Here is a 17,157-nt window from a genome sequence, read left to right on the forward strand (position 1 = left end):
AAAGAAACACAATAATGAGTATCCCAGAAACTGAAATCAAAGTACCCATACATCATCGTAAGTCCCAGGAGAAAAAGTGGCGACAAATAGCCTATTTATGTCTTTTTATTCTTGCGGCCTTATTTGTAGGCTATGCTATATACTCTTACCTATCCTATGAATCAGTAGTAGCATTTGGCAGGTCTATATATGCGCAAATGGATGAAAAATTTTATTGGATGCTCATTGTTGGGTTTCTTGCCCAATTGGTCGACGGCGCTTTAGGTATGGGCTATGGAGTAGTTTCTACTACTCTGCTGTTATCAGGTGGTTTGAATCCGGCTGTTATTTCCGGAAGTATCCATACTGCTGAGATGTTCTCGAGTGGAGCCTCAGGCTTCAGTCATTACCGTTTTGGAAACGTTAATAAGAAACTGTTCAGAACCCTGCTTATTCCGGGGGTACTGGGCGCTATAGCCGGTGCTTTATTATTGAGCTATGCGGGCGACGCATTTTCTCAATGGATCAGGCCGGTAATTTCGTTGTACACACTCCTGCTAGGTATTAAAATTCTTAGTAATGCTTTTAAGGATAAGCCTAAACCTCAGAAAGTAAAACGTGCAGGATGGCTAGCGGGTGCAGGAGGTTTCCTGGACTCGTTTGGTGGTGGTGGATGGGGACCATTAGTTACTTCAACTTTAATATCAAAAGGCCGAACACCTAAATACGTGATCGGCTCTGTCAGTTTAACAGAATTCTTTGTAACCATGGCCAGTGCTATTACCTTCTTTTTCGTTTTAGGCGTTAGTCATTGGCAATCTATAATTGGCTTAATCGTAGGCGGTGTTCTTGCTGCTCCTATAGCGGCACGCCTTGTAGGTAAACTGCCAATCAAGAAGATGTTTATTGGTGTTGCGGTAATTGTTATCCTATCCAGCCTTCGTATTATCTGGATGTCAGTTGGGAAAATGATCTAATCTAAAACCTTAGGGTTTTAGATTACTCCTGGTTATGCAACATTTCCAGGTAGTGTAATCCTTCTGGTGTTAAGGTTGCAAAATGTTGTACCCTATGCTTATCTATGGTGACGTAACCAAGCCTTTCTAATTCTTCGTAAGTCTCTTCCGTACCTCCAAGTATAGCGGCGTTAACTTGTTGATCAATGGTCTCTAATAGTGATTTAATAGCTTCCTTTTCCATGACTTTAAATATTAGGTTATTTAAAGATAGTAAAAACTAAACTTTTATTCTTTCTATTATCTGTGATTTATTGGCTGTATTGATACCTTTTAGCTCAACATATTTCACGTTTGGCAACCAGAACGATCCACCTTCTATCCTAACAAATATGCGGTCTAGCTGAATTCTCTTGTTATTTACAGTAACATAAACATGGTATTTTTTATCCTCAGCAGACTTCATCAGGTATAATGGGAGTTTTTTATGCGACACGAACCTTAACTCATATTGATCGTCTCCAATACTTTTAGTTTGAATACCGTATGCAAATTTTCTTTGGATATAACTAAGGTCTTCCTTTTTTCCGTTTTCGCCGAACCTTACCCAATAAACCTTTATAGGTTCACTTTTATTTACTACCCCATCGCGGTCTACATTCAACTCACAAATAATCGTATTGGTATTTGGATCACGCTGCAAGTAAAAAAGCTGATTGCTTATACCTTTTGGCGTTGGAAATCTTAATGGAGAAGGATTTTCATTATCTGGATTTTGGGCATATACGCCTACATTTAAAAATAAACTGATAAAAAACCAGGTTAATAAAAAGATACGAGCGTTAGGTTTTAGCGATTTCATGTTTACTATTTAAATGTGCATCAAATTTAGTTCAAAACTGATACACCTTATCCCTGTCGATATTATTTTACATTAAATCGATACTTCATTCTGACCCTATTTAGGAACAAAAAAGAGTAGTATTTAACCGAAAAAGGTTTGTGTTAATGTAACTTTTAAGTGAATTTAAAATAATCTTTAAACTTAACTTTTATGGAAAAACCACGCTTACAGTCGGTTATATTAACATTTCATCTTGCTATTTAATTAAAAAGTCATTTTTTTGAAATTTCAATAGTGTATTATGTACACTATATGAAAATATCTCCTTATATTTGTCCTATTAAAAATGAACAACAGCTTCTACTCAGGTACCTAATCAATCCTGATAGAACTTAAAGAGAAAACCCGTTCATACAGGTTTATATTTGGTTAGAATAGGGATGTGCGTGGATGCGACAACCCTTTCTTTTTTTATAGACCTTTTGTAATTGTGGTAATCAGGTAGTTAGGTTCAAAACTAAGGTTCAACATGTGTTAATTATTCTGTTGCTTATCTTTTAATACTGAATGCTAATATAGGCATTTAAAGGCTGTATTGAAGGTCTTGTCCCCCATCTTGTCCCCGTGTTTGTCCCTGTAAATTCTAGAGTAATCCCTCATCAGCAAAGCTGTAAAAGCCATCCTTGCTCACTATTAAGTGATCCATCACCTCAATATCTAGTAACCTGGCACCTTCCCGTAGTTTCCGCGTGAGGTTTATATCATTACTTCCAGGCTTTAATTCTCCAGATGGATGGTTATGCGCTAAAATGCAGCCGCTAGCTGCACTTTTAAGAGCTACTGCAAATATCACCTTAGGGTCTGCAAGTGTTCCACTCACTCCACCTTGTGAGATATTTACGAGCCCCAAAACTCGGTTCCTCCTATTTAATAGGATGATTTTAAACTCCTCTAAGAACTCGATTTTGTCCATTGACCAGTTAGCTATCAGAATAGCATAAGCTTCCTCAGAGGTAGTGATTTTAGGTCTCTCTAAAGGTTTGTAATTAGGTTTGTAGCTGATCTCTATCTCTGCTACTTTAAATAATGTGTTATGTACCATAGTTGTATGAATTATGGTAACCAGACCAAGCTTTCCGAGCGACTAAGTAAAGAGGCAACGGAATAAATAGGTGGTGTGCAAAGGAACTTCTTTAAACGTGTCGATTGGACAAGCTTAACTTTGTGTAGTAATTAATATATTCATTACCATAGTCGCACGTTAAATTTAGTATTGATATAATGTTATAAATCTTATATTGTGTTGTATACTTTTTAGTTATGATAAAACCTTTGTTTATTATTGGATGCATCCTGTTTTTAATTTCAGTGGCATCAATTCTTATCTTCACATTACCTGCCATTACTAGTAATTTTGACTTATCAACGTCATATACAGCAAATATTGGTACAACTATCAGCGGAATAACTTCACCAATCATTAATGTAATATCCATTTACTTTCTTTATATAGCATTTACTAAACAGCAAGAGGCCAATGATTTGCAAAGAAACAGGAATGACGTTGATTTAGCCTTTAGGATTTTGGATGATGTAAACACTGAATTAAACAACTTCGCAATTAAAGAGACTGATATGCGAACGAATGAAGTCACAATGTATCACGGAACTATTGCACTTTTTAGATATTGCAAGCCTTTTTATGACCATCCCGACAGATATAGATTATTTACTGAACAATATGAATCGGATGTTATAATTAGTATTTTAATGTCGTATGATATTATGGTAGAGAAATTTAAAATTGCTGCACTGCCTATGGATATTCCTAAACAATTCTTCAACTCTAAGCTCAAAGTACCTTTGAGCTATTTGGTTAAGGTACAAATTCATGAGGTGGATGATATGGCAGATCAAATAAGAACCTTTTATAATAAATGGAGCGATGCACCTATTTGTCAGGAAAATCTAGATCCCGCAGACCAAATTTGGCGCTAATCATTTTAATTGGGACAATTATTTTACTGCCTATATATGCCGTCAATATTTTGTCCCATTTTACTGAAACGTGTTGATTTGGATAAGCTTACCTCTGTGTAATGATTTATAAAAAGGATAAGCCATAGCGAAATTAAATCCAAGTAATTTGTGAAGAATTACTTTCTATATCATTTACTACTGTACTAACAAAAAGCAGAAGTGATATTGCTTTTGAGCTATTTAATTCAGTGTTGTAAGATATATCTCTACCGTGTAAAATTCTGTTCCGATTTAATGCATTTGGAAAATTTACTGATTCTGAAAAATTTGCGGATAAATTTGAATTGTATTTAAGTGATTCCAGTATTGCCAGTCTGACATCACGTGGTGTTTGTTTCTTTGAGTCAAACCAGTTGGCAGCAGTATTCTCTTTGTTCTTACCCCTGCCTTTACTAAAAATATCTTTCTCTGTTAAGTCATGAAATATTCCTTCAGTTTGAATCAAGAAAACGGGAGTAGATAATTCGAAATCTCCACTTAAGTGTGCCTGAATCCCTTTTTTTATGATATGAGCTCTTTCTTTATAGTTTTCTTGAAAAAACAACTCTATATCGGGTAATTTCTTTTTATAATGCTGTATCATGTAATAATCTAAAACCTTAATTTCATTAAAGACCTGTTTTATATACAGCTCGGAGAGGGTTTTTATTGCTAAATCATAGTCGATATACCAGCCTTCATCTGAAAGTAGGACACTGAACAACTTATCAGTTTCATTCAATTTATCCCAAAAGTTAAGCGTTTCATCAGCCTGAAAAGAAATTATTCTGTTAATAAGGTCGTCTCTTCTATTACTCATTGTTTGCAGGTTTTTTCTCATGGATAGCACTATGGCAAGTGGTGCAAAGTGATATTAAATCATCTAAATGCTCATTTCGGAAGTTGTTATAATGTTTATGATGGGCTTGCTCTGCATTACTGCCACATTTAACACATTTATAATTATCTCGTTGAAAGACGCGCTGCCTAAGTTCTTTCCATTCTCTGGTAAAATAGTAAGACTCATAGGTGTTATAGCGTATACGCCCATAGTTCCCTTTAATTAAGCTATCATAATAAGCTTTAATTTCCTGTAGCTCTTCCTTTCTGTTATCAGCTAAAGTTTCGTTGTATAGAAGAGTCTCTTCCTGATTTACCTTGGAAAATGAGGTTGCAGGAGTATTAAGCAACTTGCCGCATTTCGTACATTGATCACGTATAGTCTTTCTATCATCTTTCTGATAGTAAATAACCATTTCGATCTGATCATTATTACAACATTGGAAATAATTAACTTTAAAAAGCCCACAATTGAAACATGAACTTGTTGTCGCATATTTTTCAATCTGTGATTCTAAAGTTTGGGTTTTGGAAATTGGACACATTTCAGGAAATGGCTTCATCACTGATTATGTCTATGCTTACAACATTCTCCATTCACAGACGGTTGTTTAACTGTTCTACTAAATTTCTCTAGAATACTAATTTTAAACTTCTTCGTGCTATCTTCTAATTCACGACCATCAAAATCAACAACATTTCCACACCAACCGCAACGGTAAATTATATCATAAGCATAACTTTCAGATGGTCCGCTTATTTTGATATTGTTATAATCTCCAGCGAATCTTTCACTATCATGTTTAACAACTTTGATTCTGCCAACCGGTGTTGAATTCATTTCATCCTCTTTGATCAACACAGTCAAAAGATAATACGGTACAACTAAATTCTCTTTGTAATCATCCCTATATTCTAGTGCTAATTCATCAAAATCAATTTGGTTTAGTAAAACTGTATCATTTTCTGATATGGAGTTGTCAAGTATAAAATCCCTTAATGTTCTAATTGATGGCTTTCCAATGTACTCAATAGATGTATTTTGCATAAAAATAAGGTATTGGATAAAGTTAATTAGCTTTTATAATAAATGCTTGCATGTTGAAAACTTGCATAACTCTCAACAACATTTATTTGCTTGTTCCAGTTAGAACGTACATTTCAGTAAGCCCTTTGCGATTAAATAACTCATCTTGCTTTCTAGCTGACACCAGTAAGCTATCGATTTCTCCATCAGGTTCGTCCCAAAGTGGGTGACTAAATAGCCTTTGTAAAGAAACACGAATTCGATCCTTTTGATTATCATCCATTATTGCACGGTAAAGTAATTTTTCTCTGTCATCACTAGTTATAAAGCTAAGACTAGAACCTAATATGCTTTTTAAATATGGAGCCCAAGTTAAAACAGCTCCTTTATGCCAAATTCTTCTTGCCTTAAGCTGAATATTTGTTAATTCTTTCCCTCTGGGATTTGTTATCCAATCGTTCAAGCACCCGTATTCTACCAGTAACGACGCTAATTCACGGAAATTTTCTAATTCTGCATCTCTAAAATCTGCAATGGATTTAAACGGTGCTGTTGAGGGTTCTAAGTATAAACTATTTGGGAATAGAGCTTTAGTTAACAAATCAATTGATAAAGGATAGTTAGAATCTCTTGATGCTATTGCAGTAAAATCTTTAAAATGCGATAATTCAACAGCATTAGTTATAATAACACTCTTAAGCATTTGTTTTGCATCAGCTCTAGTATGCTTTTTGTCAGAAACCAAGAAATTAATGAAATTATCTTCCGAATGTTTATCTGCGGATTTTGATGCAGTAAATTCTTCTAGCATTTCCCTATATATAACCGATAGCCTGTCTAACAGAGTCGAGGTGTAAAAAGGAATCTGTTTGTGCTTTGAGTGAGCCTCAAGATTTGTAATCATTAGATCGTCAAATAGCTTTTTGGCTTGATGGGTATCATCTTCTGATATATAAGCTTTAATATCAACATCCTTAACGTTATTTAATATTTGACCTGCTAATTTATGTTGTCCATCAAACAACTTAAGTTTGCCGTTTACTAATCTTGCAATTGAAGGTGCCAATTGTGGGTGATCTTTTAAATGATTCCGAAGAGCTATTAATCGCTTATAATCTATTACTCTAGGCTGTAATCCTTCTTGGTCATCATTTTCAAGCCACTTAACAGGAATTCGACCGTAGAAATATTTAACATTTAATATTCTATCCAAAAGTAATGTAAAAGTGATTTTATCAATGCCATCATCAATAGTTATATCATTATCAATAGTATTGAAATGAAAAGTCTTTCGGGAGATCTCTTTAAGCTCTAGGATATCCTGTAGCTTGATATTATTTTTCTTTTCATTAAACAACCTTTCAAGCTTAAGTAGATTTTCCAAATATAAAATAAACTTAACCATCTGCAAATGCGATTGGTAACCGCCTGCCCTGAAATGAAAATCGATGGAGCAGAATTTTATAAAAATAATGTACTGTTATATTTAACACACGAGGCGGAGCTTTTTATATAATGTCGTCTTTGGTATATTCCATTTTGTCTATTAAGGTTGTGAATAGATCCTGTAAAAAATCCTGGGCTTTATCATTATCTTGATACAGGTGCCGGTAAAAAAAACGTAGCATATACGGAGCATATCTTTTATAAACTTCTTCGAATGCTTTATGGTTGCCCTTTACTAAATACGCCATTAGTTCCTCATCGGAACAAACGGCGTATTTTTTAGAACGAAATTGCAGCATTCTTAATTTAAATTAATACGTAAATTATTAATTCTGGTCTTCAAAGCTCGAATTTTGTGGCTTGCTTGGTGATGAGTTTTTTAACGTAATGTCTGTTAACGGCACGTTTTTGTCCACTACTTCAAATTTTAAATCATCCAGCCAAACCTCACCTGTTCCAGCTAACAATACACCAAAGGCAAATGCTTTGCTATTCTGGGGAGCATCAAGAACGATCTCGTACTTTTTCCAGTCAGTATTTCCTTTAATTGCTCTTTTCTGCATGTTGTCGAAACCGAGCGCATTTTTGTCCTCTCCATCTATTCTAAACCACATCCCTGCCCATTCCTTCACGTCTTTACTTTTTATGTAACCTGTAAGTCTTACCCGTTTGCCCAAATAATCCGAAGGAATGAAGCTTTGCATAACGGTTCCGAAACCTTTTGATTCTTTAACTGATTTAATGTATCCAACATTTCCGTTTCTTTCCTGGTCTTTTACTACTCCAATTTGGTAGCTTTTAGGATCGTCACCCGCTAAGAACCATCCTTTTATATCATCAAAATCTATGGGCTTAAAAGCAAAAATGGTTAAAACCGTTAGTATGGAAGCGCCAGCCATCAAGTAATTTTTTAATTTTTTCATAGGTCTTTAAATTATCAGGTTAATATTTGGATCTATATACACCTGAAAAAAGCAAACGTTCAATAAGTTCGAAAATATTTATTAAAATTCTTCGTCTTTGATTCCAGGGGTATTATTTTACCACAAAGAATCCCATTAGCTGAGTATTAAATTCAGCTAGCTATGCATATGGTTTGTTGTTTACTGGAGATATATGTTGCCGTTAAGGTTTGGCAGCTTTGTATTTTACATAAGCCAGAATAGCAAATGCAATCAGTGGCGTTGTGACTATTGCGAGTAAAACAGATCCCCAATACCCAAAAACGGTATTCTTTCCGTAATTCCCTAAAGCGATTATGAAAAATAAGGCAAGTACAATGATAAGTACCTCTCCTCCTCCTAATCCAAATGTTGCTAGCGTCATATTATTTTAATTTGGTTAAAACGAAGATAGTAAAATATAGCTTTTATTTAGAATTGGGATAACTTACATAAATAGCCCTGGGCAAATCATGAAACACATCAACTGTAACCTGACATAGCCACATATCATGATTAACCAGCTCCCCTTTATAAGTTTCCATAACATAATTGCCCCCACCAAGAGTGTTAGTTAAGTCTTGAACGAGTTTAATCCTGTCAGCACCGTCAAATGGCTCATCACTCATCTCCAGGTAACATTCATTCGTATGCCCACTCACTTTATCAAGCATAGTGTCTGCTCCTTGCACCATTTCTAAATCCTCAGTATTACCGCCCCATTCAGGTAGATCTATATACCACTTGCCAGCTGCCGTTTTATAAAATCTAAATGTTTCTTTCATAATTTATTGTGTAAGATAAAACAAAAGCATCAAATCATTGTTCCTTGTTACGAATCAGTAATTGGCGTATCTCTTTCTGTCATTTTTAATCAAGATATGACGATAACGCCGGTTGTTAACCGGAGGTTAATAAATACAGTATAAGTTTAAAGCGGATTGTCTGTCCTCTATATTTTAGAGTTTTTAAACAGGAATCCGACAGGGATTCAACAGGGACCCAACAGGGAGTTAACAGGGACAAATGCCTGTGGAATTCCTGTTTAACCCTTGTTAGATTCTTTTTACTTTATAGCAACATGCGATTTCAGCTCGAATTGTTTATTTTTTTATTATAAATCATTAATTATGGGAGTTATTAAAAATGGAATTTTAGGCGGTTTTAAAGGTAAAACCGGTACTGTCGTTGGTTATAAGCTGAAGGATCAGGATATAATACGTGGAGTTGGTGATGGGCGCAAGGCTCCGTTTACCAACGGAGAATTAAAAAATCAGTCAAAATTTGGAGTTTCTCAGCGCTGGCTTCAGCCGCTAACTGAATTTTTACGGGTTGGTTATAAGGACTACAATACACGGTATGAAGGTTTCGTCGCTGCTAAATCTTATATTTCGAAAAACGCCATAAAACAGGACGACGCTGGTTTCCATGTGGATCCGGAACTGGCATTGCTTAGCTATGGCGACATGGATCTGGCCGAAAAGGCGACTGCAGTTTCCGAGAGTCCAAATACAGTTACCTTTAAGTGGTCAGGAGGTAAAAGCGAGTATGACGATCGTGCAATGTTTGTGTTGTACGATATTGATGGTCAGGACGCTGAGTTTGATACGGCTGCGGTAAAACGGGAATTAAAGACTGGCGTGTTTAACACAAGTGAAAGTTTTTCTGGTAGATCTGTTCATGCGTATATTGCCTTCGTATCTGAAGACAGAAAAAGAAGAAGCAATAGTCAATACCTGGGTGTAATTACCGTTCTATAAGTTTTTTTTTTTAAAAAAAAAGGTGCGTGCCATAATGGCACGCACCCCAATTAACGCTTTCAACCCTATGTACGGAAAATCATAATAGTTGGTTTTAATAAGTTAACACCTATTCCTTTTCTTCTTCGGCTTTAATTAAAGCGCCTAAAAAAGTTTCCGGCGACTGTGCTCCCGATATTCCAAATTTCTGATTGATCACAAAGAAAGGAACTCCGGAAATCCCAATATTTTGTGCTGTTTTTTCATCATACCTTACCTCATCGGTAAAATCATTGCTTTTCAGCATCACCTCTGTTTCAAGTACATTCAATCCACTCGCTTTGGCAATTTCGATAAGCACCCCATGATCTGCTATGTTTTTACCATCTGTAAAATGTGCTTTAAATAAGTTTTCTTCTACCTGATCAGATACACCATTCGCCTTAGCCAATTGGATTAAGCGATGTGCATCAAATGAGTTTGCCATGATCGACTGGTCGAAATTGAATGTCAATCCAACTTCTGCAGCTGTCTGCGCTACCTGTTCATGTGTGCCAATAGCCCATTCCCTGCTTTTACCATAGCGCTCAGCCAGGTAATCATACGGGCTTTTATCAAGCAGCGTTTCTGCATTTGGATCCAGCTCAAAGCTGTGCCATTCGATCTCTACTTGATCTTTATGCTCAAACTGAGCTAAAGCCATTTCAAATTTTCTTTTGCCTATATAACAAAACGGACACCTTACATCCGACCAGATATCTACCTTCATTAGTTATGTTCTATTTTGTAAATTGTTGTTTGCGTATAACGCTCCCCAGGTCTTAAAACCGTATTTGGAAAAGCCGGAATATTGATCGCGTTTGGATGATGCTGCGTTTCCACACAAAATGCACTATAAGGATGGTAGTCTGCTCCTCCTTTGCCATTTTTCACATCCAGATATTTAGCGGTATAAAAATGAGCAACAGGTTCAGTAGTATAAACCGAAAGCGTTAGCCCACTTTCTTCCTCATAAGTCTCTGAAGCTAAAGTGAGTTCTCCATATTCCTTGTCCAGTACATAAGTTTGATCGTATCCTTCCTCAGGATCCCAATCTCTTCCTATTGCCTTGTCGCCCAAAAAGTCGTGTTTAGTCCCTTCTACAGGAATAAGTTTGCCTGTAACCACATAGTTGTCATCCTGTTCCAGGTAATTACTTGCTGGCATCCTATGTATATGGTTAGCGATTGAACCGCCCTTTGGCGCCAGATTAAAATAACTATGATGGGTAAGATTAACTGCCGTTGGCGCGTCTGTTGTTGCAGTGTAATCTAAAATTAACTCGTTATCATCCGTTAATTTAAATGTGAGCTGCACCGTCAGTGTTCCCGGAAAATTCTCCTCTCCGTCCGGACTCACATATTGCAGTGTAACACTTGGAACGATAGTAGGCATAATCTCCCACATCCTTCTGTCTAAGCCTATAACACCACCATGCAAGCAATCACCACCATTGGCTTGCGAAACCTGATGTGTCGTCCCATCTATGGTAAATCGTCCGTTTTTAATCCGGTTTGCATAACGGCCTATTACAGCTCCCAGATACGGGTAGTTGCTCAAGTAATCCTCACTCGTATATTGATCAATGTCGTCAAAACCTAAAACAATATCCTGCCGCTCGCCATTCTTATTAACTACAACAAACTTATTTAAAATCGCGCCGTAGTTGTAGATCTTCACATAAGTGCCATGAATATTAGTCAGCTCTACAGCAAGAACTTCCTGACCATCAATATATTTTCCAGTTTTAATAAGTTTTGTCTCCATTGGGATATAGTTAGTTATTTAATGGTTGATGAACTATCGTGAGTTTTGTATATTAGGACCGTTCGTAATTCGCGAGCAATACTATCAATACTTTAACTTAAAACAAAACCAAACTTAAAATATTACAATGAAAGCGGAATTAATTAATAAGTTCTTAGAAATATACGGGCATGAGCCAACTGCAAATTATTTTACCCCTGGTCGTGTCAACCTTATAGGAGAACATATTGATTATAATGGCGGATTAGTGATGCCATGTGCTGTTACATTAGGAACATGGTTAAGCATGGCCCCAAACAACAATAACGTGATCAGATTTAAAAGTTTAAACTTCCCTGAGTCACAAGAATTTCCATTGCAGTCGAGCTATACCAAAACAGGCTCGGAATGGTTCAACTACCCACTCGGCGTTTTTCACGAAGTGTTAAAAAAACACAACATTACCACCGGTTTAGATCTGTTGTTTTCTGGGAATATCCCTATAGGCTCAGGTCTGTCGTCCTCTGCCTCTATTGAAGTGGCCATGGCCTACGCTTTAAACAGTTATTTCAATCTGGGTTATGAGAAAATTGAAATCCCATTGCTGGCCCAAAAAGTAGAAAATGATTTCATCGGTGTAAACTGTGGGATAATGGATCAGTTTGCGGTTGCATTTGGCGAAACCAACAAAGCAATTGTTTTAAACTGTGATACACTTAACTACAATATTGTCGACTGCAATCTGGGCGATTATTCCTTAGCGATCATCAATACCAATAAACCACGTAAACTGGCAGAATCCAAATACAATGAACGTGTTGCAGAATGTCAGACTGCTTTAAAACAATTGAATCAGGAAGTCTCATTAAACAACCTATGTGAGCTGAATGCAGAAAAACTCTCCTTACACAGTCACTTAATTACAGATCCAACTGTATTAAAAAGAACTACACACGTAGTTAATGAGAATGATAGGGTAAATTTAGCTGCCAAAGCTCTAAATGAAGGCAATCTAATAGAGTTTGGTCGCCTAATGTATGCTTCTCATCAATCGCTTAAAGATTTGTATGAGGTTACAGGAGCAGAACTGGATGCGGTAGTTGAATTCTGTTCAGGCTACGAGCATGTAATCGGTGCACGTATGACGGGTGCCGGTTTTGGTGGTTGCGCAATCGCTTTACTCAAAAAAGGCCAGGAAGAAGATTTCACGAATAAGCTTAACGATTTCTATATGGAACGTATCGGTTATCCGACCGCAGTTTACATCAGTGAAATTGGTAATGGCGCTTCGGTAATTTAATTTTATTTTTGCGCCATGCAGAAATTAAAATTAGACGACCTGAACCGTGTGAGTATTGAAGAGTTTAAAGAACAGGAAAAGCTTCCGGTAGTTGTAGTGCTTGATAATGTACGCAGTATGCACAATATCGGTTCTGTTTTTAGAACCGGTGATGGTTTTGCTGTTGAAGGAGTTTATTTGTGTGGCATCACTGCACAACCTCCGCACAGAGAGATTGAAAAAACAGCGCTGGGTGCAACACAGTCTGTAAACTGGAAACATTTCGAAACTACACTGGATGCTGTTGCCTCTTTGCGAGCGGATGGTTATAAAATCATAGCTATCGAACAAGCTTCCGGTAGTACCATGTTAAATACATTCAAGCCAGCAACTGATGAAAAATATGCTTTAATTTTCGGTAACGAGGTGAATGGTGTGAGTGATGAAGTGATGGCACAAATTGATCAATGTATCGAAATCCCTCAATTTGGCACCAAGCATTCCTTCAACATCGTTATCTCAGCTGGAATTGTACTCTGGGATTTCTTTGCTAAATTAAGGTTATAAAAATCTGTACGTCTATGGAGAATGGCTTGTTAAAAAAACTGTATTTCAAACCAGGATTTAAAGTACGCATTGCGAACGCACCAGATGATGTGGCAGCTATTTTAGGTGACACATCATCCATTGAAACCATTAAAGATGAAAACGAGCCCTATCAGGGAATCTTGCTCTTCGTGAAAAACAGTACTGAGCTATTGCAAGCCTTAGCTACTTATGGTTCAAAAATAAAAGACCAGGTGGTGTGGTTCGCTTATCCAAAAAAGAACTCCGGAATTGAAACCGACCTTAAGATGGAGCAATGGAAAGAACTGGATAGTTATAAATTAACGCCTTGCGCTTCTGCAGCAATCAGTGAAGTGTGGACGGGATTAAGAATTAAACCTGTTGATGCGGTAAAAGCGTCTGGAGTTGGCAACAACGAAATTAAAAGCAGTGCATTCTCTGAATATATCGATGTATCGAACAAAAAGGTAATCGCTCCACCTGAACTGGCTGAATTATTAATTCAGCATCCTAAGGAACAGGAATTCTTTAATGCATTGGCTTATTCGCACAAAAAAGAATATGTACTCTGGATTCTTACTGCAAAACAGGAAAAGACCAAAGCGAGTCGATTGGAAAAAACGATAGCGTTATTGAAAGCGGGTAAGAAAAACCCAACTCTGAAATAAACAGGATGGCCTTAAAATTTCACTTTTACCCCTATTCCCAACATAAAAATATCATCCAATCTTAGGGTTTTCATATTCTGCAGGTAATTAATGAGATAAAAATCATTTGTATTGGCCTCTATGTAAAAACCCAATCTACGTACAGCCGTATTTTCCAGGACTTTAGGTGGCTTTACGTCAAGTTCAGTATTAAAAGAAAGATGAGGGCGTATGGCCTCCGACCAATAGTAATAATCTCCCGGATATTGTCCCTTAGGAAAACGAAAGCCAAGATCTTTGTGAAAGGTATAACTGGCAAAAAAACCGGGATTAAACGGATACAACTTACCCCATTCCTTTAAATGTACTTCCCAGGGCTTGTACGACAGTTTTACGGTTGTGACATGTAGTTCTCCACCCTTATTTTCCGGCACATATCCATAGTGAAAAGATAAGTTACCGCGTTTGTTGCCAAATACGTCATACCCAGCTCCTGCACTGAAAAAACCTATACTACCAGCGTATTGTACGATAGCCTCATCCGGAATTAAGAATTTGAACTGCTGCGCGCGAACACTGAGACAGCTTACTGTCAGCAACAACGAAAAAATTATTTTATATTTAAAATGGTACACGCTCAAAACTCAATTTATTATTTACAATTTGTATAACTAAAAACTCTCTGTTACCAATAGAGCTGGTCACTATATAAGGAATCCCCGACTTGTCCGGGTAAAGCACTTCATGATTATGTGTGTGGGCATGCAATGACGCTAAAAAGCCCGGCGTTTGCGCAAAGGAAGCCATATAGTCTTCCCTTAACTTACTATCAAAGTCTAAGGAGTTTACCGGAACATGCGAAACAGCTACAAAACCTGTAACATCCTGACTAGGTTTCAATTGTTCCTTCATCCATGGCATATTTGGCACTTGACCATTAAAATCATATTCTCTGCTGTTTGTATCATGACAAATGAATTTAATGCCGCCATAAACAAAGGAATAGTTTAATTCACCAAACATGTTTCTAAAAGACTCTTTACCCCTACCTGTTTCATCATGGTTGCCGATAACTGCTACATAAGGCATGGTAAGATCCTGAAGCGTTCGTGAAATCCATAGCATTTCCTTTAGCGCTCCAAATTCTGTAATGTCACCAGCTAATACTACTAAGTCAATTCCATCAATAGCATTTACGGTTCTACAAAGTTTGACGGTCTCGTCACGTGATCGTTGGCTATCGCCAGTTAAAACAAATTTTACAGTGTCATCATTTACGCCGCTCCCCAACCGTTTTAAATTAGTGGCGTTTATATCCTTTAATGATATACTATCAAAAGTTTGATTGGGACTAAATTCAAAATGATTACAGCTGGATAAAATTATGCATATAAAAAAAAGAGTGAATGTTTTCATAACCTTGCAAATCAAACGCTTTAAAAAAAACTATTTGTCAGGCTTATCTCACACTTATACACTTTGACTTTTCACAAACATTAGTCAGCAAATACAGGTTATATATAAAACAAAAAACGCCAGGAAAAGTTCTTCCTGGCGTTTTTTGTTTTATATATTTCTTCCGCTTACGCGTATGGAATACCATCTTTTGAAGGCAAACTGCTATGCCCCATTAAATACTGATCTACCTTACGTGCAGCTTCTCTGCCTTCAGATATAGCCCAAACAACGAGTGATTGTCCGCGACGCATATCACCGGCTGCAAAGATCTTGGCAATATTGGTTTGGTACTTACCTTCCTCAGCCTTAACATTACCTCTGTTGTCTACATCTACGCCCAATTTCTCAATTAAGCCTTCTTTTTGAGGATGTAAGAAACCCATCGCCAACAATACCAGCTGACAAGGTAAATCGCGTTCTGTACCTGGTTTTTCTTTGAAATTCAAAGGGCGACCTGTAGCATCAATATCCCATTCTACATCTACAACTTTTACAGCTTTCAGGTTTCCGTTTTCGTCTTTAATGAACTCCTTGGTGTTTACTCCCCAGCCTCTTTCGCAACCTTCTTCATGTGAAGAAGTCACTTTAAGCACCATTGGGTAAGTTGGCCAAGGCATATTTTCAGTACGGCTCTGAGATGGCATCGGCATGATTTCGAATTGAGTAACCGATTTAGCTCCCTGACGATTAGAAGTACCAATACAATCAGATCCGGTATCACCACCACCAATTACAATGACATCCTTACCGGTAGCCAATATATCTTCGCCTTCAACTTTAAAGTTCTTCACTCTTTTGTTTTGCTGCTTTAAGAAGTCCATCGCAAAATGTACGCCTTTAGCTTCTCTTCCTTTGGCGGGAAGATCACGTGGAATAGTAGAACCACCAGCAAGAATTATAGACTGGAACTCTCTCAATAAAGTATTCAACTCTACATTTACACCAACATTCGAGTTGCATTTAAACACAATACCTTCTTTTTCCAGCAAGGCAATACGACGTGTTACCACATCTTTTTGCAGCTTAAAATCAGGAATACCATAGTTCAATAAACCTCCAGGTGTGTCGTCACGTTCGTAAACAACAACCTCATGTCCGGCTTTGTTCAGTTGCGCTGCAGCTGCAAGTCCGGCAGGACCAGAACCAATTACAGCCACTTTTTTACCCGTACGGATCAAAGGTGGCTCTGCTTTGATGTATCCTTTAGCAAACGCAGTCTCTATAATGTGTTTCTCTATTTCTTCAATGGATACAGGTGATTTGTTGATTCCCAATACACATGCAGACTCGCATGGCGCAGGACAAATCCTTCCTGTAAACTCAGGAAAATTGTTGGTACTCAACAAAATAGTTGATGCCAGATGCCAATCTCCTTTATATACAGCTTCGTTAAATTCAGGGATAACATTACCTAGCGGGCAACCCGACTGGCAAAAAGGAACCCCGCAATCCATACATCTGGCTGCCTGTGTATTTACCTGTTCAGCTTCAAAAGCCTCTACAAACTCATTATAATGTTTTAAACGAGCTTTAGCATCTTCTTTTACAGGAGCAGTTCTATCATACTCTAAAAATCCGGTTACTTTTCCCATTATATTTTTGAATTATTAGTTATTGTCATTTTTTGTCT

21 protein-coding genes are annotated in these 17,157 nt (G+C 37.2%); 6 read left to right on the plus strand and 15 right to left on the minus strand.

Annotated features, from left to right (window positions below; translation table 11 throughout):
- Positions 1 to 14 precede the first annotated feature (14 nt).
- Entirely contained in the window at positions 15 to 956 is a 942-nt protein-coding gene (locus B9A18_RS12685; protein ID WP_084289691.1) for a sulfite exporter TauE/SafE family protein, read from the plus strand.
- A 22-nt stretch (positions 957 to 978) separates the two neighbouring features.
- Here B9A18_RS12685 and B9A18_RS12690 read toward each other — a convergent pair whose 3' ends face one another.
- The 3 genes from B9A18_RS12690 to B9A18_RS12700 form a co-directional block, all read right to left on the minus strand.
- On the minus strand, positions 979 to 1,179 hold the full coding sequence (locus tag B9A18_RS12690) for a hypothetical protein (protein WP_084289692.1): 201 nt from the start codon (positions 1,177 to 1,179) through the stop codon (positions 979 to 981).
- Between the two features lie 36 nt (positions 1,180 to 1,215).
- A complete protein-coding gene (locus B9A18_RS12695) occupies positions 1,216 to 1,797 on the minus strand; it encodes a DUF4833 domain-containing protein (RefSeq protein ID WP_084289693.1) in 582 nt (193 codons plus the stop codon).
- Positions 1,798 to 2,422: 625 nt separating this feature from the next.
- Complete coding sequence (locus B9A18_RS12700) at positions 2,423 to 2,881, minus strand: JAB domain-containing protein (protein WP_084289694.1); 459 nt, start codon at positions 2,879 to 2,881, stop codon at positions 2,423 to 2,425.
- Positions 2,882 to 3,099: 218 nt separating this feature from the next.
- On the opposite strand from B9A18_RS12700, the gene B9A18_RS12705 reads away from it, so the two are divergent.
- A complete protein-coding gene (locus B9A18_RS12705; RefSeq protein WP_084289695.1) occupies positions 3,100 to 3,777 on the plus strand; it encodes a hypothetical protein in 678 nt (225 codons plus the stop codon).
- A 133-nt stretch (positions 3,778 to 3,910) separates the two neighbouring features.
- Here B9A18_RS12705 and B9A18_RS12710 read toward each other — a convergent pair whose 3' ends face one another.
- From B9A18_RS12710 to B9A18_RS12745, 7 genes are all read right to left on the minus strand, one after another.
- Complete coding sequence (locus tag B9A18_RS12710) at positions 3,911 to 4,618, minus strand: hypothetical protein (RefSeq protein WP_144009490.1); 708 nt, start codon at positions 4,616 to 4,618, stop codon at positions 3,911 to 3,913.
- Positions 4,611 to 5,054, minus strand: coding sequence for an HNH endonuclease (locus B9A18_RS12715; protein WP_144009491.1), 444 nt, complete (start codon positions 5,052 to 5,054; stop codon positions 4,611 to 4,613). Before B9A18_RS12715 ends, B9A18_RS12710 begins: the two co-directional genes overlap by 8 nt.
- Before the next feature lie 146 nt (positions 5,055 to 5,200).
- The gene (locus B9A18_RS12720; RefSeq protein ID WP_084289698.1) at positions 5,201 to 5,686 is read right to left on the minus strand and encodes a hypothetical protein; all 486 of its coding nucleotides are present in this window, start codon (positions 5,684 to 5,686) and stop codon (positions 5,201 to 5,203) included.
- 82 nt (positions 5,687 to 5,768) lie between these two features.
- The gene (locus B9A18_RS12725) at positions 5,769 to 7,070 is read right to left on the minus strand and encodes a hypothetical protein (RefSeq protein ID WP_200816360.1); all 1,302 of its coding nucleotides are present in this window, start codon (positions 7,068 to 7,070) and stop codon (positions 5,769 to 5,771) included.
- 367 nt (positions 7,071 to 7,437) lie between these two features.
- A complete protein-coding gene (locus B9A18_RS12735) occupies positions 7,438 to 8,034 on the minus strand; it encodes a hypothetical protein (RefSeq protein WP_084289700.1) in 597 nt (198 codons plus the stop codon).
- Between the two features lie 202 nt (positions 8,035 to 8,236).
- Positions 8,237 to 8,437 (minus strand): hypothetical protein, encoded by a 201-nt coding sequence (locus B9A18_RS12740; protein ID WP_084289701.1) that lies wholly within the window; start codon positions 8,435 to 8,437, stop codon positions 8,237 to 8,239.
- Between the two features lie 43 nt (positions 8,438 to 8,480).
- The gene (locus B9A18_RS12745) at positions 8,481 to 8,837 is read right to left on the minus strand and encodes a DUF6717 family protein (protein ID WP_084289702.1); all 357 of its coding nucleotides are present in this window, start codon (positions 8,835 to 8,837) and stop codon (positions 8,481 to 8,483) included.
- Positions 8,838 to 9,182: 345 nt separating this feature from the next.
- Between B9A18_RS12745 and B9A18_RS12750 the strand changes: the two genes are divergently transcribed.
- Entirely contained in the window at positions 9,183 to 9,812 is a 630-nt protein-coding gene (locus tag B9A18_RS12750) for a DUF6266 family protein (RefSeq protein WP_084289703.1), read from the plus strand.
- A 109-nt stretch (positions 9,813 to 9,921) separates the two neighbouring features.
- Here B9A18_RS12750 and B9A18_RS12755 read toward each other — a convergent pair whose 3' ends face one another.
- Both B9A18_RS12755 and B9A18_RS12760 read right to left on the minus strand, forming a co-directional pair.
- On the minus strand, positions 9,922 to 10,560 hold the full coding sequence (locus B9A18_RS12755; RefSeq protein WP_084289704.1) for a DsbA family oxidoreductase: 639 nt from the start codon (positions 10,558 to 10,560) through the stop codon (positions 9,922 to 9,924).
- Positions 10,560 to 11,597, minus strand: a complete 1,038-nt coding sequence (locus B9A18_RS12760) for an aldose epimerase family protein (RefSeq protein ID WP_084289705.1) — start codon at positions 11,595 to 11,597, stop codon at positions 10,560 to 10,562. The genes B9A18_RS12755 and B9A18_RS12760 overlap by 1 nt, the downstream gene beginning before the upstream one ends.
- A gap of 127 nt (positions 11,598 to 11,724) precedes the next feature.
- Here B9A18_RS12760 and B9A18_RS12765 point away from each other — a divergent pair, with 127 nt between their 5' ends.
- The 3 genes from B9A18_RS12765 to B9A18_RS12775 are packed head-to-tail and all read left to right on the plus strand — an operon-like array spanning position 11,725 to position 14,090.
- Entirely contained in the window at positions 11,725 to 12,876 is a 1,152-nt protein-coding gene (locus B9A18_RS12765) for a galactokinase (protein WP_084289706.1), read from the plus strand.
- Between the two features lie 15 nt (positions 12,877 to 12,891).
- Positions 12,892 to 13,422, plus strand: a complete 531-nt coding sequence (locus tag B9A18_RS12770) for an RNA methyltransferase (RefSeq protein ID WP_084289707.1) — start codon at positions 12,892 to 12,894, stop codon at positions 13,420 to 13,422.
- Between the two features lie 14 nt (positions 13,423 to 13,436).
- Positions 13,437 to 14,090, plus strand: a complete 654-nt coding sequence (locus tag B9A18_RS12775) for a YdeI/OmpD-associated family protein (RefSeq protein ID WP_084289708.1) — start codon at positions 13,437 to 13,439, stop codon at positions 14,088 to 14,090.
- 11 nt (positions 14,091 to 14,101) lie between these two features.
- Here B9A18_RS12775 and B9A18_RS12780 read toward each other — a convergent pair whose 3' ends face one another.
- The 3 genes from B9A18_RS12780 to B9A18_RS12790 form a co-directional block, all read right to left on the minus strand.
- The gene (locus tag B9A18_RS12780; RefSeq protein ID WP_235005315.1) at positions 14,102 to 14,668 is read right to left on the minus strand and encodes a hypothetical protein; all 567 of its coding nucleotides are present in this window, start codon (positions 14,666 to 14,668) and stop codon (positions 14,102 to 14,104) included.
- A gap of 22 nt (positions 14,669 to 14,690) precedes the next feature.
- On the minus strand, positions 14,691 to 15,485 hold the full coding sequence (locus B9A18_RS12785; RefSeq protein WP_084289709.1) for a metallophosphoesterase family protein: 795 nt from the start codon (positions 15,483 to 15,485) through the stop codon (positions 14,691 to 14,693).
- Between the two features lie 167 nt (positions 15,486 to 15,652).
- The gene (locus B9A18_RS12790; RefSeq protein WP_084289710.1) at positions 15,653 to 17,119 is read right to left on the minus strand and encodes a glutamate synthase subunit beta; all 1,467 of its coding nucleotides are present in this window, start codon (positions 17,117 to 17,119) and stop codon (positions 15,653 to 15,655) included.
- Positions 17,120 to 17,157 lie beyond the last annotated feature (38 nt).

Origin of the sequence: Pedobacter nyackensis (assembly GCF_900176505.1) — a bacterium.
GTDB lineage: Bacteria > Bacteroidota > Bacteroidia > Sphingobacteriales > Sphingobacteriaceae > Pedobacter > Pedobacter nyackensis.